Raw genomic sequence first — 24,663 nt, 5'->3', positions numbered from 1 at the left:
AGGATCCTTCGTCTCGCGTGGTCAGGCCGTGGCGGCGGTGAGCGTGCGGTGAGCGTGGGTGCGGCCGTGGCGGGCGTGCAGGACAGCTCCGCCGTCCGGGGTGGGGGCGAGGGTGCGGGCCTCGCTCCAGGCGCTGAACCGCCACTCCCCCGGGCCCGCGGGCAGCAGCGCGAAGGTCCGCTCGGCGGTGGTGAGCGTGAGGTGGTCGGCGGCGTGGCCGAGCTCGGCGGGCGTCGGGTCGCCGTCGAGGGGCTGGTCTCGGCTGAAGTCGGTGAACCCGGCCGGCAGGTGCAGGGTGCGGGGCAGTCCGGCGGGGATGGCCCTGTCCAGGGGGGTGAGGTAGTTGATGAGCGCGTCGGCGTCGGCCAGCTGCTCCTGCCAGGCCGGCGGGAACAGCGAGGCGAGCTCCGTGGTGAACAGCGTGTCGATGACGGCGTGGACGCGGGTGGTGGTGCCGAGGTTGCGGACGGCGTGCTCGCGGGAGAAATCGCCGTACCAGAACTCGCCGGGCTGCCAGGTGTGCTCGGTGCCGTCGAGGTAGAGGACGGCGTCGGGGTTGGTGGTCAGGGGGATATGGAGGCGGGCGCAGCCTCGGGCCAGGCTGTACTTGGGGTCGCAGTGCCGCTCGCCGACGGCGCCCGGTCCGAGCGCCATGAGGCGGGCGGCGTTCAGCGGGGCCGGGATGGAGGCGAGGACCTCGGCGAGGTAGGGCATGCGGTCCAGCCAGGCGGTGGGGGCGTAGGTGTCGGGGCCGGGGCCGCCGGGGTCGGTGCGGTCCGCGTCGCCGTTCGGTGCGATCAGCGGCAGGACCCGCCAGTCGATGTCGGTGACGGTGCCGAGCAGTCCGCCCGGGGCGCGGCCTTGCTGGAGGTCCCAGGTGTGGCCGGTCACCTGGGCGAGGTCGGCGGCGAGCCGGTCGGCGTCCAGGGAGCGGTTCAGGCGGGCGGCCGCAGGCGGCAGGGGTGTGCTGGTCATGGGTGGGGCTCCGTTCAGGAGGAGAAGGCGGTGACGGGGGCGCCGACGTGGTCGGCGGGATCGAAGGCGGCCGCGGGGCGGGTGGCGAAGCGGGCGTCGAGCCGGCCGAAGGGCTCCTCGTGGCCGGTCTTGGGGTCGTAGGCGAGGCAGAAGACGAACTGCGCGCCGTCCGGGCCGGGGGTGATGGGCATGGAGACGATCACCCCGGTCCGGCTGGCGGGGTTCCAGGCCAGGTCGAGGTCGGCGAGGGCCTGGTGGAAGGCGGCGGCGTCGGGGACGTGCCAGGTCGGGGGGACGTGGTACTCGACGACCGCGCGGGCCGGGTGGTCTGCGGTGCCGACGATCCGGTGGGCGATGACCTGGTAGATGTGCAGGCTCCCGGAGACCTGGGCGTTGACCTCGGTGAAGTAGAGCCGGCCGTCGGGGGTGGTGATGGCGTCGGCAGAGAGGTGGCCGCGGTAGCCGAGCGCGCGGTAGGCCTCGGCGAGGCGGGCGCCGTTATCGACCAGGCGGGCGTGGACCAGCGGATTGAGGCCCTGGAGCGGGACGGTCTGGTGGGACAGGCGGCGGCCGACATAGTGCAGGCGGCCCTGCTCGGTCGGGCAGGTGCCGGAGTCGTCGGCGAAGTGCTCGGAGTACACGGCCTCGGCGCCGGGGGCGAACGCGGCGATGACGACGGGGTGGCGTCCCTCGGCGGACGCCCAGTCCCAGCGCTCCTGCCAGTAGCCGGTGACGCCGTCCGGGCCGGGAGTGAGGCGGTGCAGGTGCCGGGCGCCGACATGGTCGGTGGCCAGCCGGCTGTCGGGGGCGAGGAGGATCTGGTTGCCTACGCCGGCGCCGTTGTGGGCCTGCTGGACGACCACCGCTTCGGCCTGGGCCAGGAGCCGGTGCGTGGCGGCGACGGCCTCCTGGCGGGAGCGGCAGACCTCCCCGGGAACCGTGGGGACGCCGGCCGCCGCGGCGATGGCCCGGAAGTTGGCCTTGTTGTTGCCGATCTCGGCGCCGCCCTGCGCGAAGTACGCCAGTCCGGGCATCCGGTCGGCGAGTCCCAGGGCGGCGGCGAAGCGGGCGACGGAGGCCGAGGGCCACAGGGCGAAGATCTCGCCGACCGCCTGCGGGCCGCCGGCCAGCCGCAGCGCGGCGCGGACCTGGTCGAGGAAGGCGGGGTCGGTGAGCGATTCGGGATCCAGCAGCATCCCGCCGTAGCGGCCGGGCGGGGCGGTCAGCACGGTGACCTCGCCGGGGCCGGTGCCGGTGAGCGTGAGGGCGTAGTCGAGGAAGGCGGGGTCGGGTTCGGTGCACAGGATCAGGACGTCGCCGGGGCGGGCGAACCAGGCCAGGCGCTGGGTCCAGGCCCGCATGTCCGTACGGGCGCGGATCGAGGGGTCAATGTGGTTGCCGATCAGGATGCGCAAGGGGATCTCCGAGCAGAAGGGCGGGCGGCGAGGGCGCGGCCGTCAGGGGTGGAGGGTGGCGGGGAGGACGGCGAAGGTGCGCATCGTGGCCGACGGCTGCCAGCGGGCGGTGCCCGCCGGCCGGAGCGGCGTGGGGTGGGTGCGCAGGGCGTCGAGGGCGGCCCGCAGGCAGGCCTGGGCCGCGCGGGTGCCGATGCAGGAGTGGGTGCCCCAGCCGTAGCCGAGGTGCCGGTTGTCGCGGCGCTCCAGGAGCAGCTGGTCGGGGGCGGGGAAGCGGGCGGGGTCGCGGTTGGCGGCGGCGAAGAGCAGCACGACCGCATCGCCGGCCGGGATGGGGATGCCGGCGATCGTAGTGGCGCGGGTGGCGGTGCGGCTGGTGCCCTGGACGGGCCCGTCGAAGCGGACCAGTTCCTCGGCCGCCCACGGCACGACCCTCGGCTCCGAGCGCAGCCGGTACTGGACGTCCGGGTGGCGGGTGAGGGTGTGGAGGGCGTTGCCCAGGGCGGCGGTCATGGTGCTGTAGCCGCCCTGGAACATCACCCGCGCGGTGTTGCGGATGAACAGCTCCTCCACCTCGCCGGCTCCGGCGGGGATGCGGGTGCGTACGTGGGCCAGGAGCCCGCTCGGGCGTCCGGTGTCGGCGAACCACGAGTCGACCAGGGCGGTCAGCTCCTCGCGTGCCCGGCGGCCGGGCTCGACCAGGGCGGGGTCGAGGCCGCCGTCCATGCTGCGCATGATCGCGTCGGAGGCGGCGGCGAACTCGGCCAGCGGCGGCTCGTCCACGCCGAGCAGGTCGCAGACCACCGACAGGGACAGCGGCGCGGCGAGCCCGGTCATCACGTCGAACGACGGCTGCTCGGCCGCCGCGTGCAGAAGGCCGGCGGCGCGGGTACGGGCGCGGGCCTCCAGGCCGGGCAGGTCCTGGGCGCGCAGGGCGTTCATGAAGAGCGAGCGCACGCCGGCCTGGTCGGGCGGGTCCAAGGACTGCACGCTCAGGCTCGCCGCGGGCACGGTGGCGCCGGTGCGGCGCCGGTCGCGGGCGAAGGCGGTGTGGTCGCGCAGGACGGCCGTGCAGTCGGCGTACCGCGTGACCAGCCAGGAGGACATGCCGTCGTGCCAGGACACCGGGGCCTCCTCCCGCAGGGCGGCCAGGGCCGGGTAGGGGTTATTGACGGTGGCGGGGTCGAGGGGGTCGTAGGTCAGCACCGGCAGCACGAGCAACTCCAGGTGATCTCGGGGCGGGGTGGCACAGGGGCCCGGGCCCGGCGCTGAGGCCGGGCCCGGGCCCCCGGTCACGGGGGACACGCGGGTGATCAGTGGTCGTAGGACATGGCGGGGTCACCCCCCTTCGTCCTCGGGATGCGCTGCCCGGTCGGGCTCGCCTCACCAGATTCCGCCCGCACCTGACCCGCCGTCATTGCCACCAGGGCGAGGGGACATTGCCGGGCTCCCGCAATGCGCCGGACGGGCAGTGACGGAGTGGTGTCGCCCTGTCACAGGGGTGGGCTACGGTTGCTGTCCCGATATCCCGCTCCCTCCGGGGGTGCCCATGGCCGCCGCCATCGCCCGCTCACGCCGCGCCGCCATCAAGAAGGAGGCAGCCGGCATCCGGATGCGCTGCCAGCGCGAACGCCTCGACACCGAACAGACCGCCGCCGAGATCCGCCGCGCCCTGCCCGAGGTGCGGCAGCTGGAGGCCTGGCGGCTCGCGCTGGGCTGGTCCCGTGCCGAGACCATCACCCAGGTCAAGGCCCTGTACGTCGCCGACGGGCTGTTACCGCGAAGCCTGTCCGACCCGATGCTGTGCCGGTGGGAGCACGACCCCCGCGAACGCCCCGACCGCGAGTACACCGTCATGCTCTGCCGCGCCTACGGCGCCACCCCTGCCCAGCTCGGCCTGGGCTTCCTCGAACAAGTCTTTCCGGAGCACGAGTTGTCCACCGTGATCCGGTACGGTCGGCCCGAGACCGACACGTGCAGCGCTGGCGCACGGGAAATGGTGGTGCACATGACCACAGCCGCCGGCCTTCCGGCCGTCCGCGAATCCCTCCAGCTCGCCCTCCTCGCCGACCCCCACGGCAGCACTGAGGTCACCGAGCTGGCGGACGCGGCCGTCGAGCACTACGCCCTCACCTACCCCAAACACCCCGCGTACCTCCTGTTCGAGGAAGTACGGGCCGCCCGCGGCCTGCTCACCGACTGCCTGGTCACCGGCCACGTCCACGAGCAGGTCGCGGGCGGACTGCACCGCAACGTCGGCTGGCTCTCGGCCCTGATGGGTAACCTGGCCTTCCACCTCGACGACCACACCGGCGCCCGCGCCCACCTGGCCACCGCCACCGCCTACGGCACCCGCACCGACGACGCGCGCCTGACCGCCTGGGCCCTGGGCGCGCAGAGCATGGTCGCCCGCGCCGAGAACCGCTACGAGAACGCCCTGGCCTACGCCGAGCGGGCCGTCGCCCACGCCCCCGCAGGCCTGCCGAAAGCCCAGGCACACGCATGGGCGCAGCTGACCTCCCTCGCCGGTCTCGGCCGGGAGCAGGAAGCCGACACGGCGCTCGCCGCGGCCGCCCGCGAACTCGAAACCGACCCCGTCGGGTTCGCCCCCGGCCGGTTCGGATTCGACGCCGCCGAGTACACCCTCCACCAGGCCGAGTCCGCCATCGCCCTCGGCCACCACAACCGCGCACGCTCTGCCGCCGAAACGTCCATCGCGGCCACTGCCGTGGCCACCCCCGGTTGGGCCGCAGCCACCCTGGTGCTCGCGCAGGCCGAGGCACCCACCCAGCCCACGGACGCCGCTCAGCGGGCCCTGGATGTCCTCGCCCGCGTCCCCGCCGCCCGGCTGCGCTCGACATCCCGCGCCCGCCTCGCCCGCCTCGACCAGGTCCTGGCCGGCGTACCGGCTACGGGGGTCGGCGACCTTCACGAACGTGTCCGCGTACTCGTCCCTCTGATCGACAACCACGGCAACGCCAGCACCTGACTGGAGGCCTCGTCATGATTGACACGAACAGGCTGTACGCCACCGACCTGCCCGAAGCTCAGTGGTTCAATTCGTCGTTCAGCGACGGCGGCGAGCAGTGCGTCGAGGTCGCCGACACCCGGCCGACCCGCGGCTTCGTCGCCCTCCGCGACTCGAAGGACCCGAACGGGCCGGCGCTTGCGTTCACCGAGGCAGCTGTTCACTGCCTTCCTGCCGTACGCAGTCGTCGGCTACACCTCCACCGGCTGATCAGGCCGCCACACGGCTAATAGCTCGTAACAGGATCTTGGTGAGATGCCCTGGTCGGGCGTAACCGGTGTGATGATTCGGCCGTTCGTGAGTGCGTGAGCACTCGGCCGTGGATCGTGGACGACGACTTGTGGGCGCTGATCGAGCCGCTGCTGCCGCCCTGGCCGACGAGGTCGCCAGGGCCGCGGCCGGTCGCAGACCGGTTGTGCCTGCAGGGCATCCTGTACGTCCTGCACAACGACATTGCCTGGCAACTCCTGCCACCTGAGCTGGGGTTCGGCTCGGGACAGACCTGCTGGCGAAGACTGGAGCGGTGGCAGCAGGCCGGGGTCTTCGACCAGCTGCACCGAATCCTGCTCGCCGAGCTGAACGCGGCCGGCCGGCTCGACTGGTCCAGGGCATGCGTGGACGGCTCTCACATTCGCGCGAAAAAGGGGGAGCCGACACCGGTCCGTCGCCGGTCGACCGGCGGAAGACGGGCAGCAAGCACCACCTGATCTGCGACGGACGCGGCACCCCGCTCAAGGTCATCACGACCGCGGCGAACGTCAATGACGTCACCCAGACCCTCGCCCTGGTCGACGGCATCCCGCCAGTGGCGGGCCGCCCCGGCCGTCCCCGCAGACGCCCGGACGCCCTGCTCGGCGACAAGGGCTACGACTCCAACCCCAACCGGGAAGAGCTGCGCAAACGCCGGATCCTGCCCGTCATCTCCCGCAAAGGAGCCCCGAACATCAAGGGCATGGGCAAACTCCGCTACGTCGTGGAGCAGACCTTCGCCCTGCTCCATCAGTTCAAACGCCTCGCCGTCCGATGGGAACGCCGCACCGAACTCCACGACGCGCTCGTCTCCCTCGCCTGCAGCCTCATCTGCTGGAGACGCCTCAAGAAACACGATTCATGATCGTGTTACGAGCTATAAGCGCACCCTCATAGATTTAGGAAAGTGCGACGCATTCACCGATCAGGTTGTGCAGCTCATAGGCCGCCTCCATGACTCGATCAGCCGACTCCCCCTCATAGAGATCGGCGTTCGCTTCGGTAGCAGCGAAGACATCAACGAGAATGTTCACTCCAAGACGAGGGATAGCGTCGAGCGTCGCCCATGCATCTGTACACGCCTGCAAGGATTGCTTGAAGGAAACGTAAAGTTCCTCGTCGAATCCATTCTGCATTCTAAGACTCTCATCGAAAGCTGCCCACGCCGCAGCCATCCGCTCAAGCGGGTCAGGCGCCATCAGGGAGCCCCTCTCACCCATGTCATCACCTCCGGAGGTATGAATCCAGTGAGGAGTACCGGCCGCGCACAATCGAGCGTCACAAGCCTGCGAGGGCGAGCAGCTGGTGCATCCCGGTGGTTGGCAGGTTCGGGTTTGCGGCTGCAGTGGCCGCGACAGATTCGGACGGATCAAAAAGCAGCCGCGTCAGGTCCTCAGCTGGAAGTCGGTGATGGGTCGCGACAGTGCGGCGCACCATGTGGTCGGGGTCAGCCGCTAGCTGGCGCGCGAGTTCCACGGGCAGGTCGGGGTCCCGCAGGGCCAGCTGCCTCATTCTGGGGTCGGGGTCTGTGGCCAGGCGCCGCAGTACATCTGCCGGAAGAGGGAAGTCGTCGGCCGGCCGCCATCTGACCATTTTGTCCGGACGGTAGGTTCGCTCAATACGCTCGGCGGTGTCGGGATCGATCCGGTCTCGGGCGTGAAGAGCCATCGTGGTACGCACGCTGCTCTCCTCGTCGTCGAGCAGTTGGGCGACGAGCGGCGGCGGAAGGTGGTCGGACATCGCGGCCGAGGCGCGGAAGCAGACGTACGGCGAGTCCACGTACGGCACGGGGTCGGCCGTCACCCACGGCAGGCGCAGTGTCCGGAGCTCCGCGCGGGCTATCTCGCCCGTGAGTTCCCGGTCAAGCGCGTCGTCGTCCAGGGCTTGGTGGTCCGCGAGCCAGTCCAGCGGAGGCACGTCGGACACGATCTGTACATGAATCGCAGCACGGATCGACTCCGGTGTGTCCTGACGGGCGAAGACACGGAGTGCAACGCGCAGGTTGGGATCCTGGGCAAGCTTGTCGCGCAGTGCCGGCGGCAGGTCGGGGTGCTCCGCGAGTTCCTCGCGCACCTCATCGTTCGGATCTTCGGCCAGCCGGTGGGCGGTGGCGGTGTCCAGCCTGCAGTGGCGCACTGCCCCGGCGCGCGTGACCGGGTCGGCCAACAGGTCCGGAACGAGGTCTGCCGGCGGAACGGGATGGGGAAGCCGGCGAAAGTAGGTGGCGCAGGCTCCTGCTCGTACTGAGTCGTCGGAGTCTGTCAGCAGCAGTCGGCGCACCGGTTCCGGGGCGGTCGTCCACCATTGGGCAAGCGTCGCCCGGACCTTCGGGTTCGGGTCCGCCGCCAGCCGGGTACGCAGGTCTGCCGGCATGTGATCGCTCTCCGCCAAGTGTTCGCGGACCTGCGGGTCGCCGTCGTCGAGCAACAGCTCGAACAGCTCTCGCGGGGCGCCGTCCGCAGCAACGGCTACAGCCTTACGTATCGCGGGATCCGGGTGCTCCGCGAGAATCATCCGGAAGGCCTGTGGGAGGCTGCGGTTCAGGGCGAGAGAGTGTGTGAGCCAGTGATCGTCTGTGGCAATGATATCGGCGATCGCGCCATCGCTCAGGTCCGGCCGCTTGGCCACCCTGCCAAGGCCCTTGCGGTATCCGAGGAGCCGGTGGACGAGCTCCGACGGTAGTGCAGGGTTTTCCGCCAGCCCGTCCACCACCTTGTCGAGATGCACCGGCGGCGGTATGGCGTCCGACATGGCAAGCGGCCCTTCTGCCTCGGCGATCCGACCACCAAGTCTCTCACGTGCGTTCGTTGGGGATCCGGCGTCGTGACAGGCACCTTCTTCTTTCCGCGGTCGCGGCGGCGTGTGACACGGCGAGACCATCTGCAGGAGCCTTCGGCTCGCCCGCCTCGGCTCGCAGTATCAAGCCGGGGCAGAGGCGCCACTCGAGCAGACCGCAGCCCGGCAGCGTTCTACGGCGCCGCCAGATAGTGGGACCAGGCCGCCGGCGGCCTCGGTGCCGGCCTGCCGTCGGCAGGTTCGACCGGGCATCACAACTGCGGCCAAACCTGCCGTGCCCACGGACCCGGCCCGGAGGGGCGGGGGCGGGGGCGTACGACGGCGCCGGAAAGCGGTGGACGTGCTGAGCGGTCTGGCATACGGGGCGGGCGGGGTGACCTGGCGACGCTGCGGGACGCGGTGGGCGCTGCGGTGTACGTCAGCAGCTACACCGACGGCGAGGTGCACATCTCTCGTCTCTCCGACGGCCCCCAGGCCCCCCGCGTCTACGAGTGGGTGTTCCGGTTCGCCGGCCACGCCAGCGCCGTCGGCAAGAGCCTGCTGCAGCAGCTGCCGTTCGAGGCCCGCATGGACCACCTCGCCCGCCGCCACCCCGTACGCCTGACCCCCCGCACCATCACCGACCCCGCCCGCCTGTTTCGCACCATCGACGAGAACGGGACCAGGTCGGCGCAGTTCGACTGGCACGAGTACTCCCCGCGCGAGGTGTGTGTCGCGGTGCCCCTCAGCTTCGGCAGCCCTGACCCTGTCCCTGCCCGCCGGACAGCGCCACCGCCTCAAGGAAGCCGCCCAAACCCTCACCGACCAGTCCGCAACCGTCCTGCTCAGCCTCCTGCTCAGCGGCAACCCACCCGTCGAACCCACCCAGCCCCGCCAAGGAGAGATCACCGTTGTCCCACCCCACCGACGGGCTGCTCCTGACGCGGCCGGCAGCCATCACGGTGCGGACCGGACCGGCACCCAACCGGCCCGAACACGACGTCGGAACCCCCACCCGTCCATCCCAGCCCCGCACCGGTGACAAACCCGTACTGGACTGGTCCGACGTCGTCGACGACCTCAACGACCACGGCGTCCCCCTCACCCCCATCGCAGACACCTATGCCGCCGCCATGTGACCCCTCCCGACCCCCGCCCAGGCCACAAAAGTTTCAGGCCCCGAGGTCCCGGCCTCAGGGCAGGGGGTTTGCGGGCGGAGATCGGGAGCAGGCGAGCGGTCACGACCAATCCGGTACTACACGAGGAGGTCCCCAATGTCGGGCATGGAGAAGAGCAAGGCGCACGCCGAGCAGGCCAAGGGCAAGGTCGAGGAGACCGTCGGCCGGGCCACGGGCAACGACCGCATGACCGCCGAGGGCCGCGCCGACCAGGCCAAGGGCAAGACGCGTCACGCCAAGGAAGACGTCAAGGACGTCTTCCGCCCGTAACCAGGCGGTTAACACCGCCTAAGCCGGCTGGGCCCCGACCTACTCCCCCAGGGTCGGGGCCCAGCCGCGTCCACCCACCCTCGCAGCCGCAGCACAGGCCCGGAGCGACATACGAAAGAGGGCCGTCACCCTCATGCGGGTGACGGCCCGTCGTGCAGCCCCCTCTGGCTACGGAGCGGGCGTGAACTCCACCTCGGTGCCGCCGCAGCCGACCGCGATGTCCCACAGCCGCTGTCGCTCCGCCCCGTCGGCGGCCAGGCCCCAGCGCAGCTTCGTCGCCGTCCACTCCGCGCCGTACCGGCACAGCGCCTCCGGCGACGGCGGCAGCCACTGCGCCGGGTCCTGGTCTGCCTTGCTGCGGTTCGAGCGGGCCGTCACCGCGTCCAGTGAGGCCGGCTGGCCCTGGTCGTCCGCGTACGCCTCACGCCGCGCCGCCGTCCATTCCGCCGCCCCAGCTGGCGGGGAGCGTCATTCAAAGAATGCGGTATTCCTGGCTCCGAAGCACCTGACAACAGGGGCAGGCTGACGTCAGTTGTCGTCGCGGCGCCATTGATACCGCCACGCCACGTCGAGGCAGGCCATTTCCTCGTCGCGGAAGCCGGGCCGCGGCGGGCCCAGACGGTCTGCCCCTTCCATGCACCGCTCGTCGTCGTGGAGTGCGAGACCGTACACGGCAACAAGCTGGACCCGGCGCTCCGGGTGGTCGAGGAGGGCCGCCATGGCGTCGGTCAGCGCGGGATCGCCGTTCCTGGCCTCGCCGGCTTTGCGGCAGGCCGCGATCCGTACGTCTGCATCGGGGTCGGTCATCAGCGCCAGGAGTGCCTCACGAGCTTCGTCGGACAGGTACGTGGACTCCAAGCGCGTCCCGAGCCCGGCGGCCACCGCTCGCCGGACGCCTGCATCGTGGTGGCCGACGTGCGCCAGGAGAGCCGCTTCGGCACGCGGTCCGGCGTACGAATCAAGGCCGTGCAGCACCTCTGCGAGGACGGCGTTGTCCGTCTCCTCGGCCGACCAGTCGGTGAGGGCGTCCACGGCGAGGACGCAGAACTCTTCCTCGTGGCTGTCAGCGAAGAGCTCGATCAGCCGCATCAGCTCGGCACCGAACAACCGGCGGGACGGGTCCGCATCAGCGCGCAAGGTCTCGGCGGCCGTCCAGGTCTCCTGCTCACGTCGGTGAGACAGCCGAATCGCGACCCGTCCCCACGCTGTGTGGTCCTGGACGCGGTCCAACGCGCGTGTGATGAGCTCCTCGCACGAGGCACGGATGCCGAGCAATTCCTCCAGATCTGTGAGGATCGCCCCGTGCCCGTCCCGCACGGTCATTCCGCCGAGAGTAAGCTCGCCGACTGTGTAGTACTCATCGTCCTGGACCCTGGTACAGACAAGATCGTCCTGGGAGCCGGTGCGGTGCCGCAGTTCGGCTTCGGCCCCCGCCTCGTGCCATCTGCGCGCGAGATCCCGCATCTCCAGCAGCTCGGACGCCGGGTACCGGTCCCGGATGCTGTGGTCCAGAAGGGCCCCGACCAGCGCGGGCGAACCCGAATCAACCGCCTCGCGCAGGGACAGCAGCTCGTCCGGCGCGCACTGGCTGGCATCGGCCCCACCCATGAGCAGCAGTTGAGCGATGCCCCCGTGGAACGCCTGGACAGCCACACCGAACGCCGTTGCCCGCTCGTCGTAGTCCCCGTCCTCTTCCAGAAGCCTCTTCACCAGAAGCATGTCCCCCGCACGAACCGCGGCGATCAGAGGAGGTTCCACCGAATCGCTCGCACGCCCACTCACATCCATGGCTTCACTCCCCCGCCGTGTTCCCGCAGCTCAGTCTAGGTCTGCCCATCCAGCCCGCCGAGCGTTCCCGTGCTGGAACTCAGGATCAGCACCTGAGCAGCACCCTCAATTCGTCCCTGAATCGGTTCAGCGTCGGCAATGGCGGTCCTGCGGGTCAGCTGCTCGTGCGGCTGGCCGGGGGTGGCCGAGTACATGCTCGATTGGACCGCCCTGCCCCACGACGAGCCTCTCTACGAGGCGGACGTGGACCTGTCGGAGCCGATCGCGGACTACGACGCGCACCTGTCGGTAATCCGGGACGCGGCCGTCCAACTCCCCGAGGAGCTCACCGGGCTCCTCGCCGAACTCGTCCGCCGGCTCGACGGTCTGGCGGCCAAAGAGTCGCTGATCCTCGCCGCCCTCCTCGCGGCTGCGGGTGCGTCACCGTCCACTCCGCCCCGGTGCCGGGCTCCACCACCCGCGCCACGGCACCCGCCGACCACAAACCCCCGGCCGGCCAGCGGCTCGCACCCGAGGCGGCCTTGCCGCTTTCTCCCCTGCCTGCGCCTGCCGGCCCGTTCGAGCCCGCCCCCGGACAGGACCACCGGCCCGCCCCCGACCGACCCGCGGCAGCAGACCGGGTAAGCAGCGGCGAAGCCCGACGCGCTGCGCCCGCACCCCGCCGGACGGCCCGGCCCGCACCGGCCGGTCCCGCAGGGCCGCCGCCCCGAAGCAGGCCACGCCCCCGGCAGCGAAATGGAAGGTCCTGCCGCGGCCGGCCCCGCACCGGCCGCACCACCCCGCACCCGGAGCGGGCGCCGCGGACATGCGGGAGCTGTGCCGCGCAGCGCACGGCATCACCAGCCCCCGCCGTCGCCTCGCTGTGCCACCAGACCTGCCGCTGACCTGCAGCGCGCCACTCGCCGAATAAATCGAACAGGTGATTGAATAGAGGCCCCGCACCCTGGAGCAGCGCCATGACCTCCCCCACCCCCACCGCCAGACCGCAGATCGCCACCTGATCCCCGAGCCAGACCGGACCGTGTGCGAAGTGCCACGCTCCAACCGCGCGGTACGGAGCCCTTGCGAGCCCCTTGTGTGAGGCGTGCAGGGCCGCGCGGCGGGCGCTGTACGGGAACTGAACCATGTCCGCCCTGCCGCCAGACCTGCCCCGGGTGCGGACGCTGGTCACCTATCTGCGCGGCGAACTCAGCCGAACCGAGAAAGCCCTGTCCGCCGCGGAGGAGCAGGAAGCGCTCGCCGCGTCCCGGCGCCCGCCCAAGGAGCCACCCGCCTGGCTGGTCGAGCGCGGAATCGGCACCGGCCGGCCTGTGGTCCGCCTCCACGCCGGAAACTGCTGGGACACCAGCAAACGCTGCGCCCCAGCCACCGCCGAGCAAATCCGCGCTCTCCTCGCCGAGGGCATACCCGCCTGCCCCCACTGCCGCCCGGACACCACCCTTGGAGTACTCGAATGAACTGCCCGCAGCACCCCGAGCAAGCGGGCAACAAGCACCCGGTGACCGTCGACCCGCCCGACATACAGGGCGCACGCCGTGTCCGCGCCGGCGGGATCAGCCTCGGCCGCGCCTACGGCCCCGCCGACGTCCTGGAATTCCTCCGGCGGGCCGGCCTCGACCTCGACGACGTCACGACAGGCGGTGGGGACATCACCGAATGGCGCGGAGGCGGCCCTGCCGAGGCACCCCGACCGCGTGTGACCCGCCCGCCCGGCCCCAGCGGGCCAGACAACGAGGGAGCCGGGGTAGTCGTGGCGCCGGTATCCGTGGCCATCGCCGTGCCAGTCCAGGAACAGGACCGAATCGGCGAGAGCACCAGGGCCAGCCCGGTGGCTGATCACCAGCGTCCGGTAACGGCCCCGCCTCTCGCCGCCCGACGTGCTGTCCTCCAGCCGGCTCTCCAGTGCGGTGAAGTCGCCCTCGAGCACCACGGGGTCGGTACCGTCCCGGGACTGTTTGATCTGCAACCGGAGCTTGGCCCCGTCGAAGATCGTCGGGTCATCGACCGGATGGAAGCTGGAGCCGTCCCACTGCACTTCGGCGTACGCGTGCACGGTGCTGCCAGACCGGGATACGCACGTGCGCACCGTGACCTCCCAGTTGTCGGGCCACGGACCGTCGTAGGCAGTGTCATCGATGCTCTGCGCGCTGCTGGAGCACTTGTACGCCGGGCCAGCCGCGACAGTGCCTGGGACTGCTAACAGCGGCGGCAGCCAACACTGCCACCGCCGCATAGATCGTCTTTCGCATGACGGCTCAACCCGGCGGACACCCCGATAGTCACCTGGCAGCCCCTTGGGTGCGGGAACAAGAAGCGTCGCTGGCGACCCGGTGGTACTGCGGCACCGGGCCTCACCCGTGCACGCCATATCGGCGCGGGCTGGAACAGACCCTGAGCTTGACGTCTAACGTTTCAGGCTGCCCAACGCCTCAATCCCCCAACGGTCTGGGGACGGGCTCGGAGTCCCTGGATCAGTTGGTTTTGCCGATGATGCTGCGGGCCGCGAGGCGGAAGTCCTTGACGGCTTTGTAGAGGGTCCGCTCTCGTTCGGCGGCAAGGGCAATGTCTTCGGCCTTGTGGGTGATGTTTCCCGCGTGGGCGTTCTCGGCCATTCGTCGCATGACGCGTGAGAGATCGCTGGAAGCGACGGTGACGCGTTCCGCGACCTCCGCGAGGGACGCCGGCCCCTCGAGGATGACGATTTCGCAGGCACGGTTGGCTTTGTTCATGTTCAGCAGCAGCGTTTGTCTGCCGATTTGGGCGTCAGTTGGTGATCACTGGGCCTCGGAATGTTCACGAGAGATAGCGTCAGCGCATGGACCAGCGCGGCCTGGACCGCTGGCTCGGGTGTGAGGGGACATGTTGGCGCCCCGGAAAGACGTTCGCCGCCTGCCGTCCAACCTCTCCTCTTGAGGGGTGGGATTATGGAAAAGTCGATCTTGGTTGAGTCCATCAGGTACTCCGCCGTGTGCCAGGGGTGCGGTGCCGAGGCGGAGTGGTGCGGTGTTCAGGCGCTGGTGGACGGGGCACTGCGGTGGGATGTTGAGTCGACGTGTCCGGCCTGCGGGTTTGCCCTGGCTGTGTGTGATGGTGACCTGCCGGAGGAACTGCGTGGCCGACTGCTCTCCGAGCACGGGCGGGCAAGGTTGCGGGTAGCCCCGCCGACGAGGAACGCCGCCATCATGCGGGTGCTGCGGGCGGAACTCGGCATCGGCCTGGACGGCGTCCGGGCCGTGCTGGAGCAGGTCTTGACCGGGCAGTACTCAGGGACCCTGCCCGAGATGGAGCTCCTGGCGCGGAAGCTGCGGGCATCAGGCATCGAAGCGGCCGCTTCACGGACGGTGCATTGAGTGAGCCTGCCGGGCGGAACGACTGGGTTCGGCGAGGACGGCCCGCCGCCCGGAGGGCGGCGGGCCGTCGAGGTAGGTAGTGGCAGGGATCAGCCGGCCTTGGCTGCCTCCTCGGCGCGGGCTCGGGTGCTGGCGAGGCGGTAGGAGTCGGTGCCGGTCTCGATGGTGGTGCCGTTGCAAGTCGACGATGGCCGCGCGGATGCGGGGGTCGGTGAACGTCTTGGTCCAGCCATCTGGGGCTGGCATATGTTCCTTTTCGTGGATCGCCGCTGCCACCGGCCCGTATCCATCTTCTGCTGTCCTCGTTGGTCTTCGTGGTGGTGCCCGGATTCTCCAGGTGCTGCCTTGATCGGTCAGGTGCGAGGAAGGTGTGCCGGTGACATCCCAGTTGAGGGTGGTCCAGGGTGGTGCCGTCCTACTGGAGCCGGTGACCGCCGATCCGTGGGAGTTTCAGGCCGACTGCGTTGAGGCGTTCGTCGCCTCATGGCGGGCCCGCGGGTTCAGTCCGGTGACGGTCGAGAATGACATCGGACTGCTGGAACGGACGCTCACCGCGCTGGGCCGGCCCGCCTGGGACGTCACCCCCGAAGACATCGACCGTGTCGTCGGTGACCTGGCCCTTGCCGGGCGAGCCGCCTCGACCCGCCGCGAGTATGTGCAGATCTTCAAGGGCTTCCACCGGTTCCTGCAAGTCCGCAAGGCCGTCGAGATCGAAGCGGGGTTCGGCGTCCGCCTGGTCTGCCCAGTCGATGAGTTCAACGCATCCCGGCATGTCGGCGACGACTCCCCGGCCCAGCTGCCGCCACCGACCCCTGCTCGGGTCGCGGAGTTTTTCGACTTCCTCAAGGCCCGGATCGCCACCGCCCGCAAGTACGCACCCGCCGCCCGGGACTACGCGATGTTCCGGACCCTCTATCACGCCGGCCTGCGCTCAGAAGAGGTGTCCCTGCTCGACCGCCCGGACCTCCACTTCACACGCGGTCCATTCGGAAAACTCCACGTCCGGTTCGGCAAAGGCGCCCGCACCTCCGGGCCCAGGCCGCGCTGGGTCCCGATGCTGGACGGGCTCGACCTCGTCCTGCACTGGTTCCTCGACGACGTCCGCGGCAAGTTTCCCGACTCACCGGTGCTGTTCGCGGACGAGTCCGGCGGCAGTCTGCACCGCGGGACGATCCGCAACCGCCTGCGCTATCTGATGGAACTCGAAGGCCGCCCGGCGACCGACCGGTTCAGCCCGCATGCCCTGCGGAGGGCCTGCGCGACCCACAACTACGAGCGCGGCGTGGATCTGGTCGCGATCCAGCAGCTCCTTGGCCACTGGACGGTCAGTTCGACTATGAGATACGTCCGTCCCTCCGCGACGTTCATCGAGGATGCCTATCGCCGCGCGGTGACCACCACGCTCGGCGAACTCACCGCCGAGGGGGACAGCTCCGCATGAAGATCCGATGGCGCCTGCGGATGGCCGCCGCCCAGCGTGAAGTCTGGACCGGCACCCAGCTGCAGCGGCTGCTGGCCGAACGCGCCGGGCTGCAAATGTCCTCCGCGTCGGTGTCCGCGCTGTTCAGCAAGGAGCCCTCCCAGGTGAAGATGTCCACTCTGATCGCGTTGTGCACCGCGCTGGACTGCACTCCCAACGACCTGTTCGAGGTCGACACCACCCCTGTCGAACATCCCGCGGCCCCGATGCGACCGGTCGCCGAGCTTCCGAAGGCGGCCTCCGCACGGGGCCGTTCGATGCCGCCTCTGTGACCCGGAGAGGGGCGGCATCGTGGGCATCAAACAGAGCGACTGCACCGGCTGCGGAGCCCCGGTCGGCTTCATCGACCGGCACTACTGCTGCCGCTGCACCGCCCAGCAGAAAGAGAAGGCGGCCCGGGCCGCATGTCCCCGCTGCGGCCAGCAGCGGGTACTCCAAGCGGACACCGGCCGTTGCATCACCTGCTCCCGCGTATGCACCGCCTGCGGACACCCGGTGCGGAGCAAATCCTCGACGCTCTGCCGCACCTGCTCGCGCGAATCCGAACGCGCCGCCGCAAAGGCGCCCTGCTCCCGCTGCGGCCGGCCCGGATATCTGCGTGAGGACACCGGCTGGTGCGGGCACTGCTCGCGTCCACGGCAGACCAGGCAGCCGCCCCGGGCCTGCGACCAATGCGGCAGAGTACGGAAGCACGCAGGCTTGGGACTGTGCTCGGCCTGCTGGCAGCGTCACCCCGACCGGCCCTTCGTCCGGGCCGAGCACCTCATCGCCGAAATCGACAATCCCCCCTACTGGCTGCAGGACTTCACCGCAGATCTCGCCGCCAAGTACTCCGTCGGCCGGGCCTGCACGATGATCACTTCCCTGGGGCGGCTTCTCCGGGACGGCCAGCCCGACCTCCCTCAGTCCGTCCTCGAACGCTCGCGCCATCCGGGCCGGTCGATGGGCTCTCTGGCCCGCGCTCTGGAGACCTTCTTCACCAGTCACGGCCTGGCCATGGCCACCGACCAGGCTGAGCGGCTCGCGGCCGGCCGCCGACAACGTCGCATCCTCGCGGTCCCCGAACCCCTGCGGTCCCCGGCGGAGGCTTTCGCCGACTTCATGATCCGCTCGCGTGAGCGATCCCGGCGTGCAGGAACGCTGCCCCGCACCGATGCCACCATCGAAACCGCACTGACCATCGTGCGTGATCTCTCTCTGTTCCTCGCCGGTGAGCGCGGCAAGCGGGACTGGGCACTGACCGACGTGCACGATCTCGAAGCTTTCATGGCCGGCTCGCCCAAGGCCCGAAAGCGTCGGCTGGTCGTGCTCGGGCAGTTCTTCCGCTTCGCCCGGTCCCAGAAGATCGTCCTCATCGATCCCGCCCGCGGTTTGACCGCCCGAGGACCGATCGGCTTCACCGGTGCGACGCTGACGCTTGACCAGCAACGTGTACTGTTCCGCCGCTGGACAACGGATCCGGCCGTCCACCCGCACGAAGCCCTACTGGGCATGCTCGCCCTGTTGCACGGCGCCTCAAGCCGGGAGGTCAAAATGCTCCAGGCCGTTGACCTCGACTGTCGTGCACGGACCGCCCGGCTCGGCAACCGCCCGCATCCGGTCCCTTTGGATCCGCCGTCCTGGGCGGCCGTGGAACGCTGCCTGGCCCACCGCGAAGGCCAACGGACGGACAACCCGCATGTGATGGTCACCCGCCAGACGAAGTCCGGCCGGGGCCCGGCATCCACCGCCTACGTCAGTCACGTCCTCGACGCCTGCGGGTTCCCGCCCCGCATGATCCGCTGCACTCGACTGCTCGACCTGGTCAACACCATGGACCCCAAGCTCGTCGCCGCCGCGTTCGGCATGGATCCCGAGGCCACCATGATCTATCTCGCCGACCACGTCGATCCGGGCCGCCTGCCTGATCCATGACAGACGAGGCAAATTCGCTGGTCAAGGCAGTGCTCGATCTGCAGAATCAGCAGAATGCCGCGCTTCTTGTGTGACCACTGCCGACACCCCCTCACCGGACCAGTCACCAAGGTGAGAGTGCCGCCGCCGGTCCCGATGTCGGAGATCCCGGGCGTCCGGACACGTCCGGCCCGGATGCCCCGCGGCACCTATGCCAGGAATTTTCAGGTGAGCGATTTCGGCATCGATGTCCCTGGCTTCACCGTGCACCCTGACGATGTGATCGGCACAGAACGGCACCCCGACATCATGCGATCGAGCGGCTGCTGCCAGGGCCCTTCTGGCACCGATGGTCTGAACCTCGTTTGCGTGGGCTGTGCAAGCGAGGTCGGCACCCGGCAGGCGGATTGCTATACCGACAACCAGGTGATCCTGGAGCCACGCGGGGTATGCCTCTCCTTTGCCGACGACTGATCACCCGCCCCAGCAGCCTGAACCCGTCCCGTTTCGGCGCTGCCTGGCACAGGTTCGCCGGAACATGTGCGCTTTGCCGAACGACTCGTTGGAGGCGATGGCGACGCTGTTCTTCTCCTCGCGTTCGGTCAGGACCTGGAAGAGGAGTTCGGCGCCGCGGCGGTCGAGTTCCATGTAACCGAGTTCATCGATCTATGCGGATATCGGCATAGATCGACCTATGCCGAGACAGCAACTATGCCGAAGCCGTGTGTGTTGTTCCGCTCCTTCGTGGGGTTTCGGTTGTTCGTGGCTCTGCATAGTTTCCGTGCCGGGCAGCCTCGTGAGCGAGGGGGCAGGGTGCTCCCGCGAGGGGGTGGCGATGCCGTTCGGAAGTACGCGTCGGAAGGCGGGTGCTCTGGCACCGCAGGTCGGGGTTACCGGGCATGGCTGGCGGAGCGCGGGTACACGGCCCAGACCGCCAGGAACATGCTCAAGGATCTGGGGCAGGTCGGCCTGTGGCTTTCGGGGCAGGGCCTCGATGCTGCTGATCTGGACGAGGAGCGGCTGAAGCAGCACCTTTCCGACCTGCGGAAGTCGGGTCGTTGCCGGGTGGCTGGGCCGCGCGGCATGGTCCCGCTGCTGACGTTCCTGCGTGAAGCCGCGGTGGTGCCCGCGCCGCAGCTGACACCGTCGCCGGAGGAGGTTCTGCTGGAACGGTACCGGTGCTGGATGGAGTCCGAGCGTGGCCTGTCGGCGTCGACGATGCTGCGCTACGGGAACACCGCCCGGCGCTTCCTGGCCGAACAGGCGATGACCGACGGCAAGTTCGCGCCGGACGCTCTGACCGGGGCAGATCTGAACGCGTTCCTGCTGCGGGAGTGCGTCAGGGTCTCGGCGGGCTCGGCGAAGGGACGGGTGGCCGAACTGCGGTCCCTGATGCGGTTCCTTCACCTGCACGGCGTCATCCCGATGAAGCTCGGCGGCGCGGTTCCCCCGGTGGGCGGCTGGCGCTTCGCCTCCGTGCCGCCGACGATGGCGACCGGCGACGTTCAGCGGCTGTTGGACCAGACTCCGCGGCAAGGAACGGTCGACGTCCGCGACTACGCGATCCTGATGCTGGTCGCCAGGCTCGGGCTCCGCTCGATCGAGGTGGCCCGGCTATTGCTGAACGACGTTGACTGGCAGCTGCGGCGAGATCGTCGTCCGCGGCAAGGGACGCCGTGAAGACCGGATCCCCTTTCCGGCCGACGTCGGCGAAGCCCTGGTCGCCTACCTGTCAGGCCCGAGGCCCCGCCCAGATGCCCGTCAACCGCGGCGAACACACCGTGACCGTGGCTGCCGCGTTGGACTGGATGAAGACCCGCGAACCCGAGGTGGTCACGACGGTCAGCCCTCGACGGATCACCGCCGTCCGCGGGTTCGCCCGCTATCTGAGCGGAACCGACCCGGCCACCGAGGTGCCACCACTGGGGCTGGTGCCCTACAACCGGCACCGGGGTCAGGTCTTCCTCTACTCCAACGCCGACATCGCAGCGATCATGACCGCGGCCAAAGAGACGATCCCTCAACCGTTGCGGGCGGCGACCTATCACACGCTGATCGGACTGCTGGCAGCGTCCGGCCTGCGCATCGGCGAGGCCATCAAGCTGGACCGCGACGACATCGACTGGACCGAGGGCGTGCTGCACATCCGCGAGTCCAAGTTCGGCAAGTCCCGGCTGGTCCCGCTGCAGGACAGCGCCACGAACGCGCTGCGCGAGTACGACAGGCTGCGCGAGGATCTCATGCCCAGGCCCAAGGACCCCGCATTCTTCATCTCCCTCACCGCCAAGCGGCTGATCTACGCCTGCGTGCATCCGGTGTTCCGAGCCCTGGTCGACACCGCCGGCGTCGGCCTCGACGCCCCGCACAGACCGCGACTGCACGAGCTGCGGCACACCTTCGCCGTTCGCACTCTGCTGCACTGGTATCGCACCGAGGACAACATCCAGGCGAGGATTCCGTCGCTGTCGACCTATCTGGGACACCGCGAACCAGCCTGCACCTACTGGTATCTGTCGGCGGCCCCGGAACTGCTCGCTCTGGCCGCCGCCCGCCGCGACGGCGTCCTGAAGGCGGCCCGCTCATGACCCTGATCGCACCCACCTTGCAGGCGTTCTTCACCGACCGCCTCGCCCGTCAGCGCCAGGCCAGTCCCCGCACCATCGCCGCCTACCGCGACGCGCTCCGCCTCCTGCTCGCCTTCGTCCAGCAGCGGACCGGGACCGCTCCGGCGAAGCTGGACTGGAACGACCTGAACTCAGACGTGATCTGCGCGTTCCTGAACCACCTGGAGGACGAACGCGGCAACAGCACCAGAACCCGCAACGTCCGCCTGACCGCGATCCGCTCCCTGTTCTCCTACGCCGCCCTCCAGCACCCCGAACACGCCCTGCTCATCCAGCGGGTCCTGGACATCCCGCCGAAGCGGTTCGACAAGAGGACCGTCACGTTCCTGACCGGCCAGGAAGTCGACGCCCTGCTGGCAGCACCGGATCCGAAACGCTGGGAAGGACGGAGGGACAAAGCCATGCTGGCGCTGGCGGTCCAGAGCGGCCTGCGCGTCTCCGAACTCACCAGCCTGAACTGCGACGACATCACCCTGGGCGACGGCGCCGCCGTCCGCTGCGAGGGAAAGGGACGCAAACAGCGCACCGTCCCGCTCGACCGCCCCGTCCAAAAGCTGCTGGGCTCCTGGCTGAACGAACGCACCGGCCACGGCGGTGACCCCTTGTTCTGCACCCGCACCGGGCGCCGCCTCAGCCGCGACGCCGTCGCACAACGCCTGGGCACCCACGCGAAGGCCGCCGCGCAAGCCTGCCCGTCCCTGCTCGACAAGAGCATCCACCCGCACGTCCTACGGCACAGCTGCGCGATGTCGTTGCTGCAGGCCGGAGTGGACACCACCGTGATCGCGCTCTGGCTCGGCCACGCCGGTGTCCGCTCCACCGACGCCTACGTCCACGCCGACATGACCATCAAGGAGAAGGCCCTGGCCTCACGACGCCAGTGACCGCCAAGCCGGGCCGGTACAGGCCCACTGACAAGGTGCTCGCGTTCCTCGACCGGCTGTGACACAACTGATCGAAGTCTGCAGGTCCAGCTATGCGACACTCCCCGTGTGATGACGCCCAGAGAACTGCGCGAGGCATGCCCGCCCGGTGGAGGTCCTTACGCCTGCCCCTGTTGCAGACTCCTGACCTTGGAAGCCCGCTGCGAGTGGGAGATCTGCTCCGAGTGCGGATGGGAGGACGACGGCCAGGATGACCTGAACGCCGACGAAGTATGGGGCGGTCCCAACGGATCGGAGAGCCTGACCGATGCGCGCAGAATCTACGCTCAGTACAGCGCTGAGGCGAGAGCAGCGGATGAGGATTCGCTGGTCAACGGCGGCGAAGGCGATTGGTGGGCACCTTCGGCGCGAATGATGCGCGACATGGGTCACTCAACCTGAGCACACGCGTCCTCCCCGCGCATGGACGAGTGAGGCCGCCGCGACTATGTCGAGCATCACGGCCCTCACACCAACTGCAGCCCCGCTCAGGGTCCTCGTGCTCGGCATAGTCGCGGTCTCGGCATAGATCGATCTATGCCGATATCGGCATAGATCGACGAGCTCGGCTACATAAAACTCGACCGCCGCGGCGCCGAACTCCTCTTCCAGGTTCTGACCGAGCGGGAGGAAAAGAACAGCGTGGCGATCGCCCGAACGAGTCGTTCTCTGGCTGGACAAAGACGTTCACCGATCCCCGGCTCTGCGCGGCCATCGTCGACCGCCTCACCTTCGGCGGCAACATCATCGAGACCGGCACCGACTCCTACCGCCTCGCCATCACCCGCGCCCGCACGGAGCAGCAATCAGCGGCTGGTTGAACAACGCAGCCGAGCTCGCATCGAGAGCCGCCAATCCCCCGGCCGACTGCGCAGCAGATTCACAACTCTATTAGCTCGTAACACGATCATGAATCGTGTTTCTTGAGGCGTCTCCAGCAGATGAGGCTGCAGGCGAGGGAGACGAGCGCGTCGTGGAGTTCGGTGCGGCGTTCCCATCGGACGGCGAGGCGTTTGAACTGATGGAGCAGGGCGAAGGTCTGCTCCACGACGTAGCGGAGTTTGCCCATGCCCTTGATGTTCGGGGCTCCTTTGCGGGAGATGACGGGCAGGATCCGGCGTTTGCGCAGCTCTTCCCGGTTGGGGTTGGAGTCGTAGCCCTTGTCGCCGAGCAGGGCGTCCGGGCGTCTGCGGGGACGGCCGGGGCGGCCCGCCACTGGCGGGATGCCGTCGACCAGGGCGAGGGTCTGGGTGACGTCATTGACGTTCGCCGCGGTCGTGATGACCTTGAGCGGGGTGCCGCGTCCGTCGCAGATCAGGTGGTGCTTGCTGCCCGTCTTCCGCCGGTCGACCGGCGACGGACCGGTGTCGGCTCCCCCTTTTTCGCGCGAATGTGAGAGCCGTCCACGCATGCCCTGGACCAGTCGAGCCGGCCGGCCGCGTTCAGCTCGGCGAGCAGGATTCGGTGCAGCTGGTCGAAGACCCCGGCCTGCTGCCACCGCTCCAGTCTTCGCCAGCAGGTCTGTCCCGAGCCGAACCCCAGCTCAGGTGGCAGGAGTTGCCAGGCAATGTCGTTGTGCAGGACGTACAGGATGCCCTGCAGGCACAACCGGTCTGCGACCGGCCGCGGCCCTGGCGACCTCGTCGGCCAGGGCGGCAGCAGCGGCTCGATCAGCGCCCACAAGTCGTCGTCCACGATCCACGGCCGAGTGCTCACGCACTCACGAACGGCCGAATCATCACACCGGTTACGCCCGACCAGGGCATCTCACCAAGATCCTGTTACGAGCTATATGAGGCATCGAGTTCTCCTACAGGGGGCGGCTCCCGCCCATCCGGGTGCCGTTGGCAGCACGTACAGGGGGCTAGCGCCGAGGCCGAGATGACCTCCCGACCTCCGTGGTATCCCAGGTTGACCTGCGAGGCCTGGTCGAAGGAAAAGTCAACCTCTATAAGCCGCACGGCAGCAGCCAGTGCCGCAGGCAGCTCGGACGCCAAAAGTGGTTGTGTTGGCACGCCGTATCGAGCGTAGCGACAGTCGTGCTCCTCGTCCCAGGTGAACAGATACGGCGTCCGTGCCAGCTCGACGACACAGTACGAAGGACAATCATCCTCCCCGCACTGCGCGTCGAACTACTCCGGGTGACGCGTTTTGGCCCAAGCCGTCGCCTCATCCATGGTCTGTTCATGGGCGTTTGCCGCCGAGGGCACAGGGCCGAACGCGGAGTAGAACAACCCGACTCGGCCGAACGGATCTACCGCCCACCAGTGGAACTGGAGTCGCAACGAGGATGCGCAAAGGTCATGGAATAAGCATATTGGAGGCGTCATAACTCCTTCTGTGCCACCGGGCCTGACTTACGGCGAAGCCTGGCGTTCATTCCGTTCCGATCCGGTCGTACCCGGTTGTCCAACTGGGTACCGCAGGCCCCAGTCTCGAACGACGAACGCCTGGCCGACTCGGGTGCTGCTATTTCTCCGCAACATCTTTAGCCCGGGACAACAACGACTGATCCTCAAACCCGCCAACAAGTGCTCTCGGGTTACACCTACGCAGCCAGATCCGACCCAGACCCGCTGGCTACCCCAGAACAGTGACGGCAGCGACCTCATCGACTCCTTCCAAGAAGCCGACAGGGACCGCAACAGCTCATCAGCCCCGAGGAACTCCGGTACCGCATGGCCAACAGGGACGAGATCCTCGCGCCGGAAGAAG

26 protein-coding genes and 4 pseudogenes are annotated in these 24,663 nt (G+C 69.2%); 18 read left to right on the top strand and 12 right to left on the bottom strand.

All coding sequences use genetic code 11. From position 1 onward, the window contains the following. Positions 1 to 21: 21 nt before the first annotated feature. The 3 genes from BGK67_RS33150 to BGK67_RS33140 are packed head-to-tail and all read right to left on the bottom strand — an operon-like array spanning position 22 to position 3,605. Positions 22 to 975, bottom strand: coding sequence for an aspartyl/asparaginyl beta-hydroxylase domain-containing protein (locus BGK67_RS33150; RefSeq protein WP_069923497.1), 954 nt, complete (start codon positions 973 to 975; stop codon positions 22 to 24). A gap of 14 nt (positions 976 to 989) precedes the next feature. Next, positions 990 to 2,390 carry a preATP grasp domain-containing protein gene (locus BGK67_RS33145; RefSeq protein ID WP_069923496.1) on the bottom strand — a complete coding sequence of 467 codons (1,401 nt, stop codon included), beginning with the start codon at positions 2,388 to 2,390 and terminating at the stop codon, positions 990 to 992. A gap of 42 nt (positions 2,391 to 2,432) precedes the next feature. Then, positions 2,433 to 3,605, bottom strand: coding sequence for a cytochrome P450 (locus tag BGK67_RS33140; protein WP_079154530.1), 1,173 nt, complete (start codon positions 3,603 to 3,605; stop codon positions 2,433 to 2,435). A 334-nt stretch (positions 3,606 to 3,939) separates the two neighbouring features. Between BGK67_RS33140 and BGK67_RS33135 the strand changes: the two genes are divergently transcribed. From BGK67_RS33135 to BGK67_RS36935, 3 genes are all read left to right on the top strand, one after another. Then, a complete protein-coding gene (locus tag BGK67_RS33135; protein ID WP_244291404.1) occupies positions 3,940 to 5,379 on the top strand; it encodes an NsdA family TPR-like regulatory protein in 1,440 nt (479 codons plus the stop codon). Positions 5,380 to 5,393: 14 nt separating this feature from the next. Next, a complete protein-coding gene (locus tag BGK67_RS33130) occupies positions 5,394 to 5,648 on the top strand; it encodes a DUF397 domain-containing protein (protein WP_069923495.1) in 255 nt (84 codons plus the stop codon). Positions 5,649 to 5,723: 75 nt separating this feature from the next. Continuing rightward, positions 5,724 to 6,532 (top strand): IS5 family transposase gene (locus BGK67_RS36935; RefSeq protein WP_432215423.1). Its coding sequence is split into 2 segments (ribosomal slippage): positions 5,724 to 6,056 and positions 6,059 to 6,532, totalling 807 coding nucleotides; the frame shifts between segments, so codons are not numbered across the junction. A gap of 34 nt (positions 6,533 to 6,566) precedes the next feature. Here BGK67_RS36935 and BGK67_RS33120 read toward each other — a convergent pair. Together BGK67_RS33120 and BGK67_RS33115 are read right to left on the bottom strand one after the other, a co-directional pair. Next, positions 6,567 to 6,887, bottom strand: a complete 321-nt coding sequence (locus BGK67_RS33120) for a hypothetical protein (protein WP_244291403.1) — start codon at positions 6,885 to 6,887, stop codon at positions 6,567 to 6,569. A gap of 58 nt (positions 6,888 to 6,945) precedes the next feature. After that, positions 6,946 to 8,418 (bottom strand): hypothetical protein, encoded by a 1,473-nt coding sequence (locus tag BGK67_RS33115; RefSeq protein ID WP_069923494.1) that lies wholly within the window; start codon positions 8,416 to 8,418, stop codon positions 6,946 to 6,948. A 270-nt stretch (positions 8,419 to 8,688) separates the two neighbouring features. On the opposite strand from BGK67_RS33115, the gene BGK67_RS41340 reads away from it, so the two are divergent. The 3 genes from BGK67_RS41340 to BGK67_RS33105 all read left to right on the top strand — a co-directional run bounded on the left by BGK67_RS41340 (position 8,689) and on the right by BGK67_RS33105 (position 9,890). Then, positions 8,689 to 9,384, top strand: coding sequence for an IclR family transcriptional regulator domain-containing protein (locus tag BGK67_RS41340; protein WP_079154529.1), 696 nt, complete (start codon positions 8,689 to 8,691; stop codon positions 9,382 to 9,384). Next, entirely contained in the window at positions 9,354 to 9,581 is a 228-nt protein-coding gene (locus tag BGK67_RS33110) for a hypothetical protein (protein WP_069923493.1), read from the top strand. Before BGK67_RS41340 ends, BGK67_RS33110 begins: the two co-directional genes overlap by 31 nt. Positions 9,582 to 9,716: 135 nt before the next feature. Then, a complete protein-coding gene (locus BGK67_RS33105) occupies positions 9,717 to 9,890 on the top strand; it encodes a CsbD family protein (protein WP_069923492.1) in 174 nt (57 codons plus the stop codon). A gap of 168 nt (positions 9,891 to 10,058) precedes the next feature. Here the strand turns inward: BGK67_RS33105 and BGK67_RS33100 are convergent. The 3 genes and pseudogenes from BGK67_RS33100 to BGK67_RS39235 form a co-directional block, all read right to left on the bottom strand. Further along, positions 10,059 to 10,346: pseudogene (locus BGK67_RS33100) on the bottom strand (HNH endonuclease); the annotation flags it as partial. 72 nt (positions 10,347 to 10,418) lie between these two features. Beyond that, positions 10,419 to 11,600 (bottom strand): HEAT repeat domain-containing protein, encoded by a 1,182-nt coding sequence (locus BGK67_RS33095; protein ID WP_141754130.1) that lies wholly within the window; start codon positions 11,598 to 11,600, stop codon positions 10,419 to 10,421. Positions 11,601 to 11,713: 113 nt separating this feature from the next. Continuing rightward, the gene (locus tag BGK67_RS39235) at positions 11,714 to 11,872 is read right to left on the bottom strand and encodes a hypothetical protein (RefSeq protein WP_167739632.1); all 159 of its coding nucleotides are present in this window, start codon (positions 11,870 to 11,872) and stop codon (positions 11,714 to 11,716) included. Between BGK67_RS39235 and BGK67_RS33090 the strand changes: the two genes are divergently transcribed. Continuing rightward, on the top strand, positions 11,871 to 12,302 hold the full coding sequence (locus tag BGK67_RS33090; RefSeq protein WP_141754129.1) for a hypothetical protein: 432 nt from the start codon (positions 11,871 to 11,873) through the stop codon (positions 12,300 to 12,302). The two genes, BGK67_RS39235 and BGK67_RS33090, sit on opposite strands and share 2 nt — an antisense overlap. A gap of 500 nt (positions 12,303 to 12,802) precedes the next feature. Then, the gene (locus BGK67_RS36925; RefSeq protein ID WP_079154528.1) at positions 12,803 to 13,135 is read left to right on the top strand and encodes a DUF6233 domain-containing protein; all 333 of its coding nucleotides are present in this window, start codon (positions 12,803 to 12,805) and stop codon (positions 13,133 to 13,135) included. Between the two features lie 1,014 nt (positions 13,136 to 14,149). Here BGK67_RS36925 and BGK67_RS33080 read toward each other — a convergent pair. Beyond that, positions 14,150 to 14,407 (bottom strand): hypothetical protein, encoded by a 258-nt coding sequence (locus BGK67_RS33080; RefSeq protein ID WP_244291402.1) that lies wholly within the window; start codon positions 14,405 to 14,407, stop codon positions 14,150 to 14,152. Between the two features lie 453 nt (positions 14,408 to 14,860). Between BGK67_RS33080 and BGK67_RS40445 the strand changes: the two genes are divergently transcribed. Beyond that, complete coding sequence (locus tag BGK67_RS40445; protein WP_244291401.1) at positions 14,861 to 15,028, top strand: hypothetical protein; 168 nt, start codon at positions 14,861 to 14,863, stop codon at positions 15,026 to 15,028. Between the two features lie 89 nt (positions 15,029 to 15,117). Here BGK67_RS40445 and BGK67_RS40440 read toward each other — a convergent pair. After that, positions 15,118 to 15,259 (bottom strand): annotated as a pseudogene (locus BGK67_RS40440) (IS21-like element helper ATPase IstB); the annotation flags it as partial. Positions 15,260 to 15,455: 196 nt separating this feature from the next. Between BGK67_RS40440 and BGK67_RS33070 the strand changes: the two are divergent. From BGK67_RS33070 to BGK67_RS33055, 4 genes are all read left to right on the top strand, one after another. After that, the gene (locus BGK67_RS33070; protein WP_244291400.1) at positions 15,456 to 16,469 is read left to right on the top strand and encodes a tyrosine-type recombinase/integrase; all 1,014 of its coding nucleotides are present in this window, start codon (positions 15,456 to 15,458) and stop codon (positions 16,467 to 16,469) included. Further along, positions 16,466 to 16,780, top strand: coding sequence for a helix-turn-helix domain-containing protein (locus BGK67_RS33065; protein ID WP_069923486.1), 315 nt, complete (start codon positions 16,466 to 16,468; stop codon positions 16,778 to 16,780). The genes BGK67_RS33070 and BGK67_RS33065 overlap by 4 nt, the downstream gene beginning before the upstream one ends. Before the next feature lie 19 nt (positions 16,781 to 16,799). Then, entirely contained in the window at positions 16,800 to 18,422 is a 1,623-nt protein-coding gene (locus BGK67_RS40435) for a tyrosine-type recombinase/integrase (RefSeq protein ID WP_244291399.1), read from the top strand. A 207-nt stretch (positions 18,423 to 18,629) separates the two neighbouring features. After that, positions 18,630 to 18,875, top strand: a complete 246-nt coding sequence (locus BGK67_RS33055; protein ID WP_069923484.1) for a hypothetical protein — start codon at positions 18,630 to 18,632, stop codon at positions 18,873 to 18,875. A gap of 45 nt (positions 18,876 to 18,920) precedes the next feature. Here BGK67_RS33055 and BGK67_RS39550 read toward each other — a convergent pair. Next, positions 18,921 to 19,067: pseudogene (locus tag BGK67_RS39550) on the bottom strand (ATP-binding protein); the annotation flags it as partial. A 276-nt stretch (positions 19,068 to 19,343) separates the two neighbouring features. Between BGK67_RS39550 and BGK67_RS39230 the strand changes: the two are divergent. The 5 genes and pseudogenes from BGK67_RS39230 to BGK67_RS36900 form a co-directional block, all read left to right on the top strand. Further along, positions 19,344 to 20,081: a tyrosine-type recombinase/integrase gene (locus tag BGK67_RS39230; RefSeq protein ID WP_069923483.1), complete on the top strand. Its 738-nt coding sequence runs from the start codon at positions 19,344 to 19,346 to the stop codon at positions 20,079 to 20,081. Positions 20,082 to 20,188: 107 nt separating this feature from the next. Beyond that, positions 20,189 to 20,986 carry a tyrosine-type recombinase/integrase gene (locus tag BGK67_RS33045; RefSeq protein ID WP_167739631.1) on the top strand — a complete coding sequence of 266 codons (798 nt, stop codon included), beginning with the start codon at positions 20,189 to 20,191 and terminating at the stop codon, positions 20,984 to 20,986. Next, complete coding sequence (locus tag BGK67_RS33040) at positions 20,983 to 21,909, top strand: tyrosine-type recombinase/integrase (RefSeq protein WP_208948774.1); 927 nt, start codon at positions 20,983 to 20,985, stop codon at positions 21,907 to 21,909. Before BGK67_RS33045 ends, BGK67_RS33040 begins: the two co-directional genes overlap by 4 nt. A 111-nt stretch (positions 21,910 to 22,020) precedes the next feature. Then, a complete protein-coding gene (locus tag BGK67_RS36905) occupies positions 22,021 to 22,350 on the top strand; it encodes a CPCC family cysteine-rich protein (RefSeq protein ID WP_079154714.1) in 330 nt (109 codons plus the stop codon). 153 nt (positions 22,351 to 22,503) lie between these two features. Then, a pseudogene (locus BGK67_RS36900) lies at positions 22,504 to 22,769 on the top strand (ATP-binding protein); the annotation flags it as partial. Between the two features lie 86 nt (positions 22,770 to 22,855). Here the strand turns inward: BGK67_RS36900 and BGK67_RS36895 are convergent. Further along, a protein-coding gene (locus BGK67_RS36895; RefSeq protein WP_432215423.1) for an IS5 family transposase occupies positions 22,856 to 23,664 on the bottom strand; the annotation gives its coding sequence in 2 pieces (ribosomal slippage) (positions 22,856 to 23,329 and positions 23,332 to 23,664; 807 coding nt in all). Positions 23,665 to 24,663: the final 999 nt, after the last annotated feature.

This window comes from Streptomyces subrutilus (genome assembly GCF_001746425.1).
Classification (GTDB): Bacteria; Actinomycetota; Actinomycetes; order Streptomycetales; family Streptomycetaceae; genus Streptomyces; species Streptomyces subrutilus_A.
Note: the sequence above shows the minus strand (reverse complement) of the source record. Positions and strands in the feature narration are given on the sequence as shown.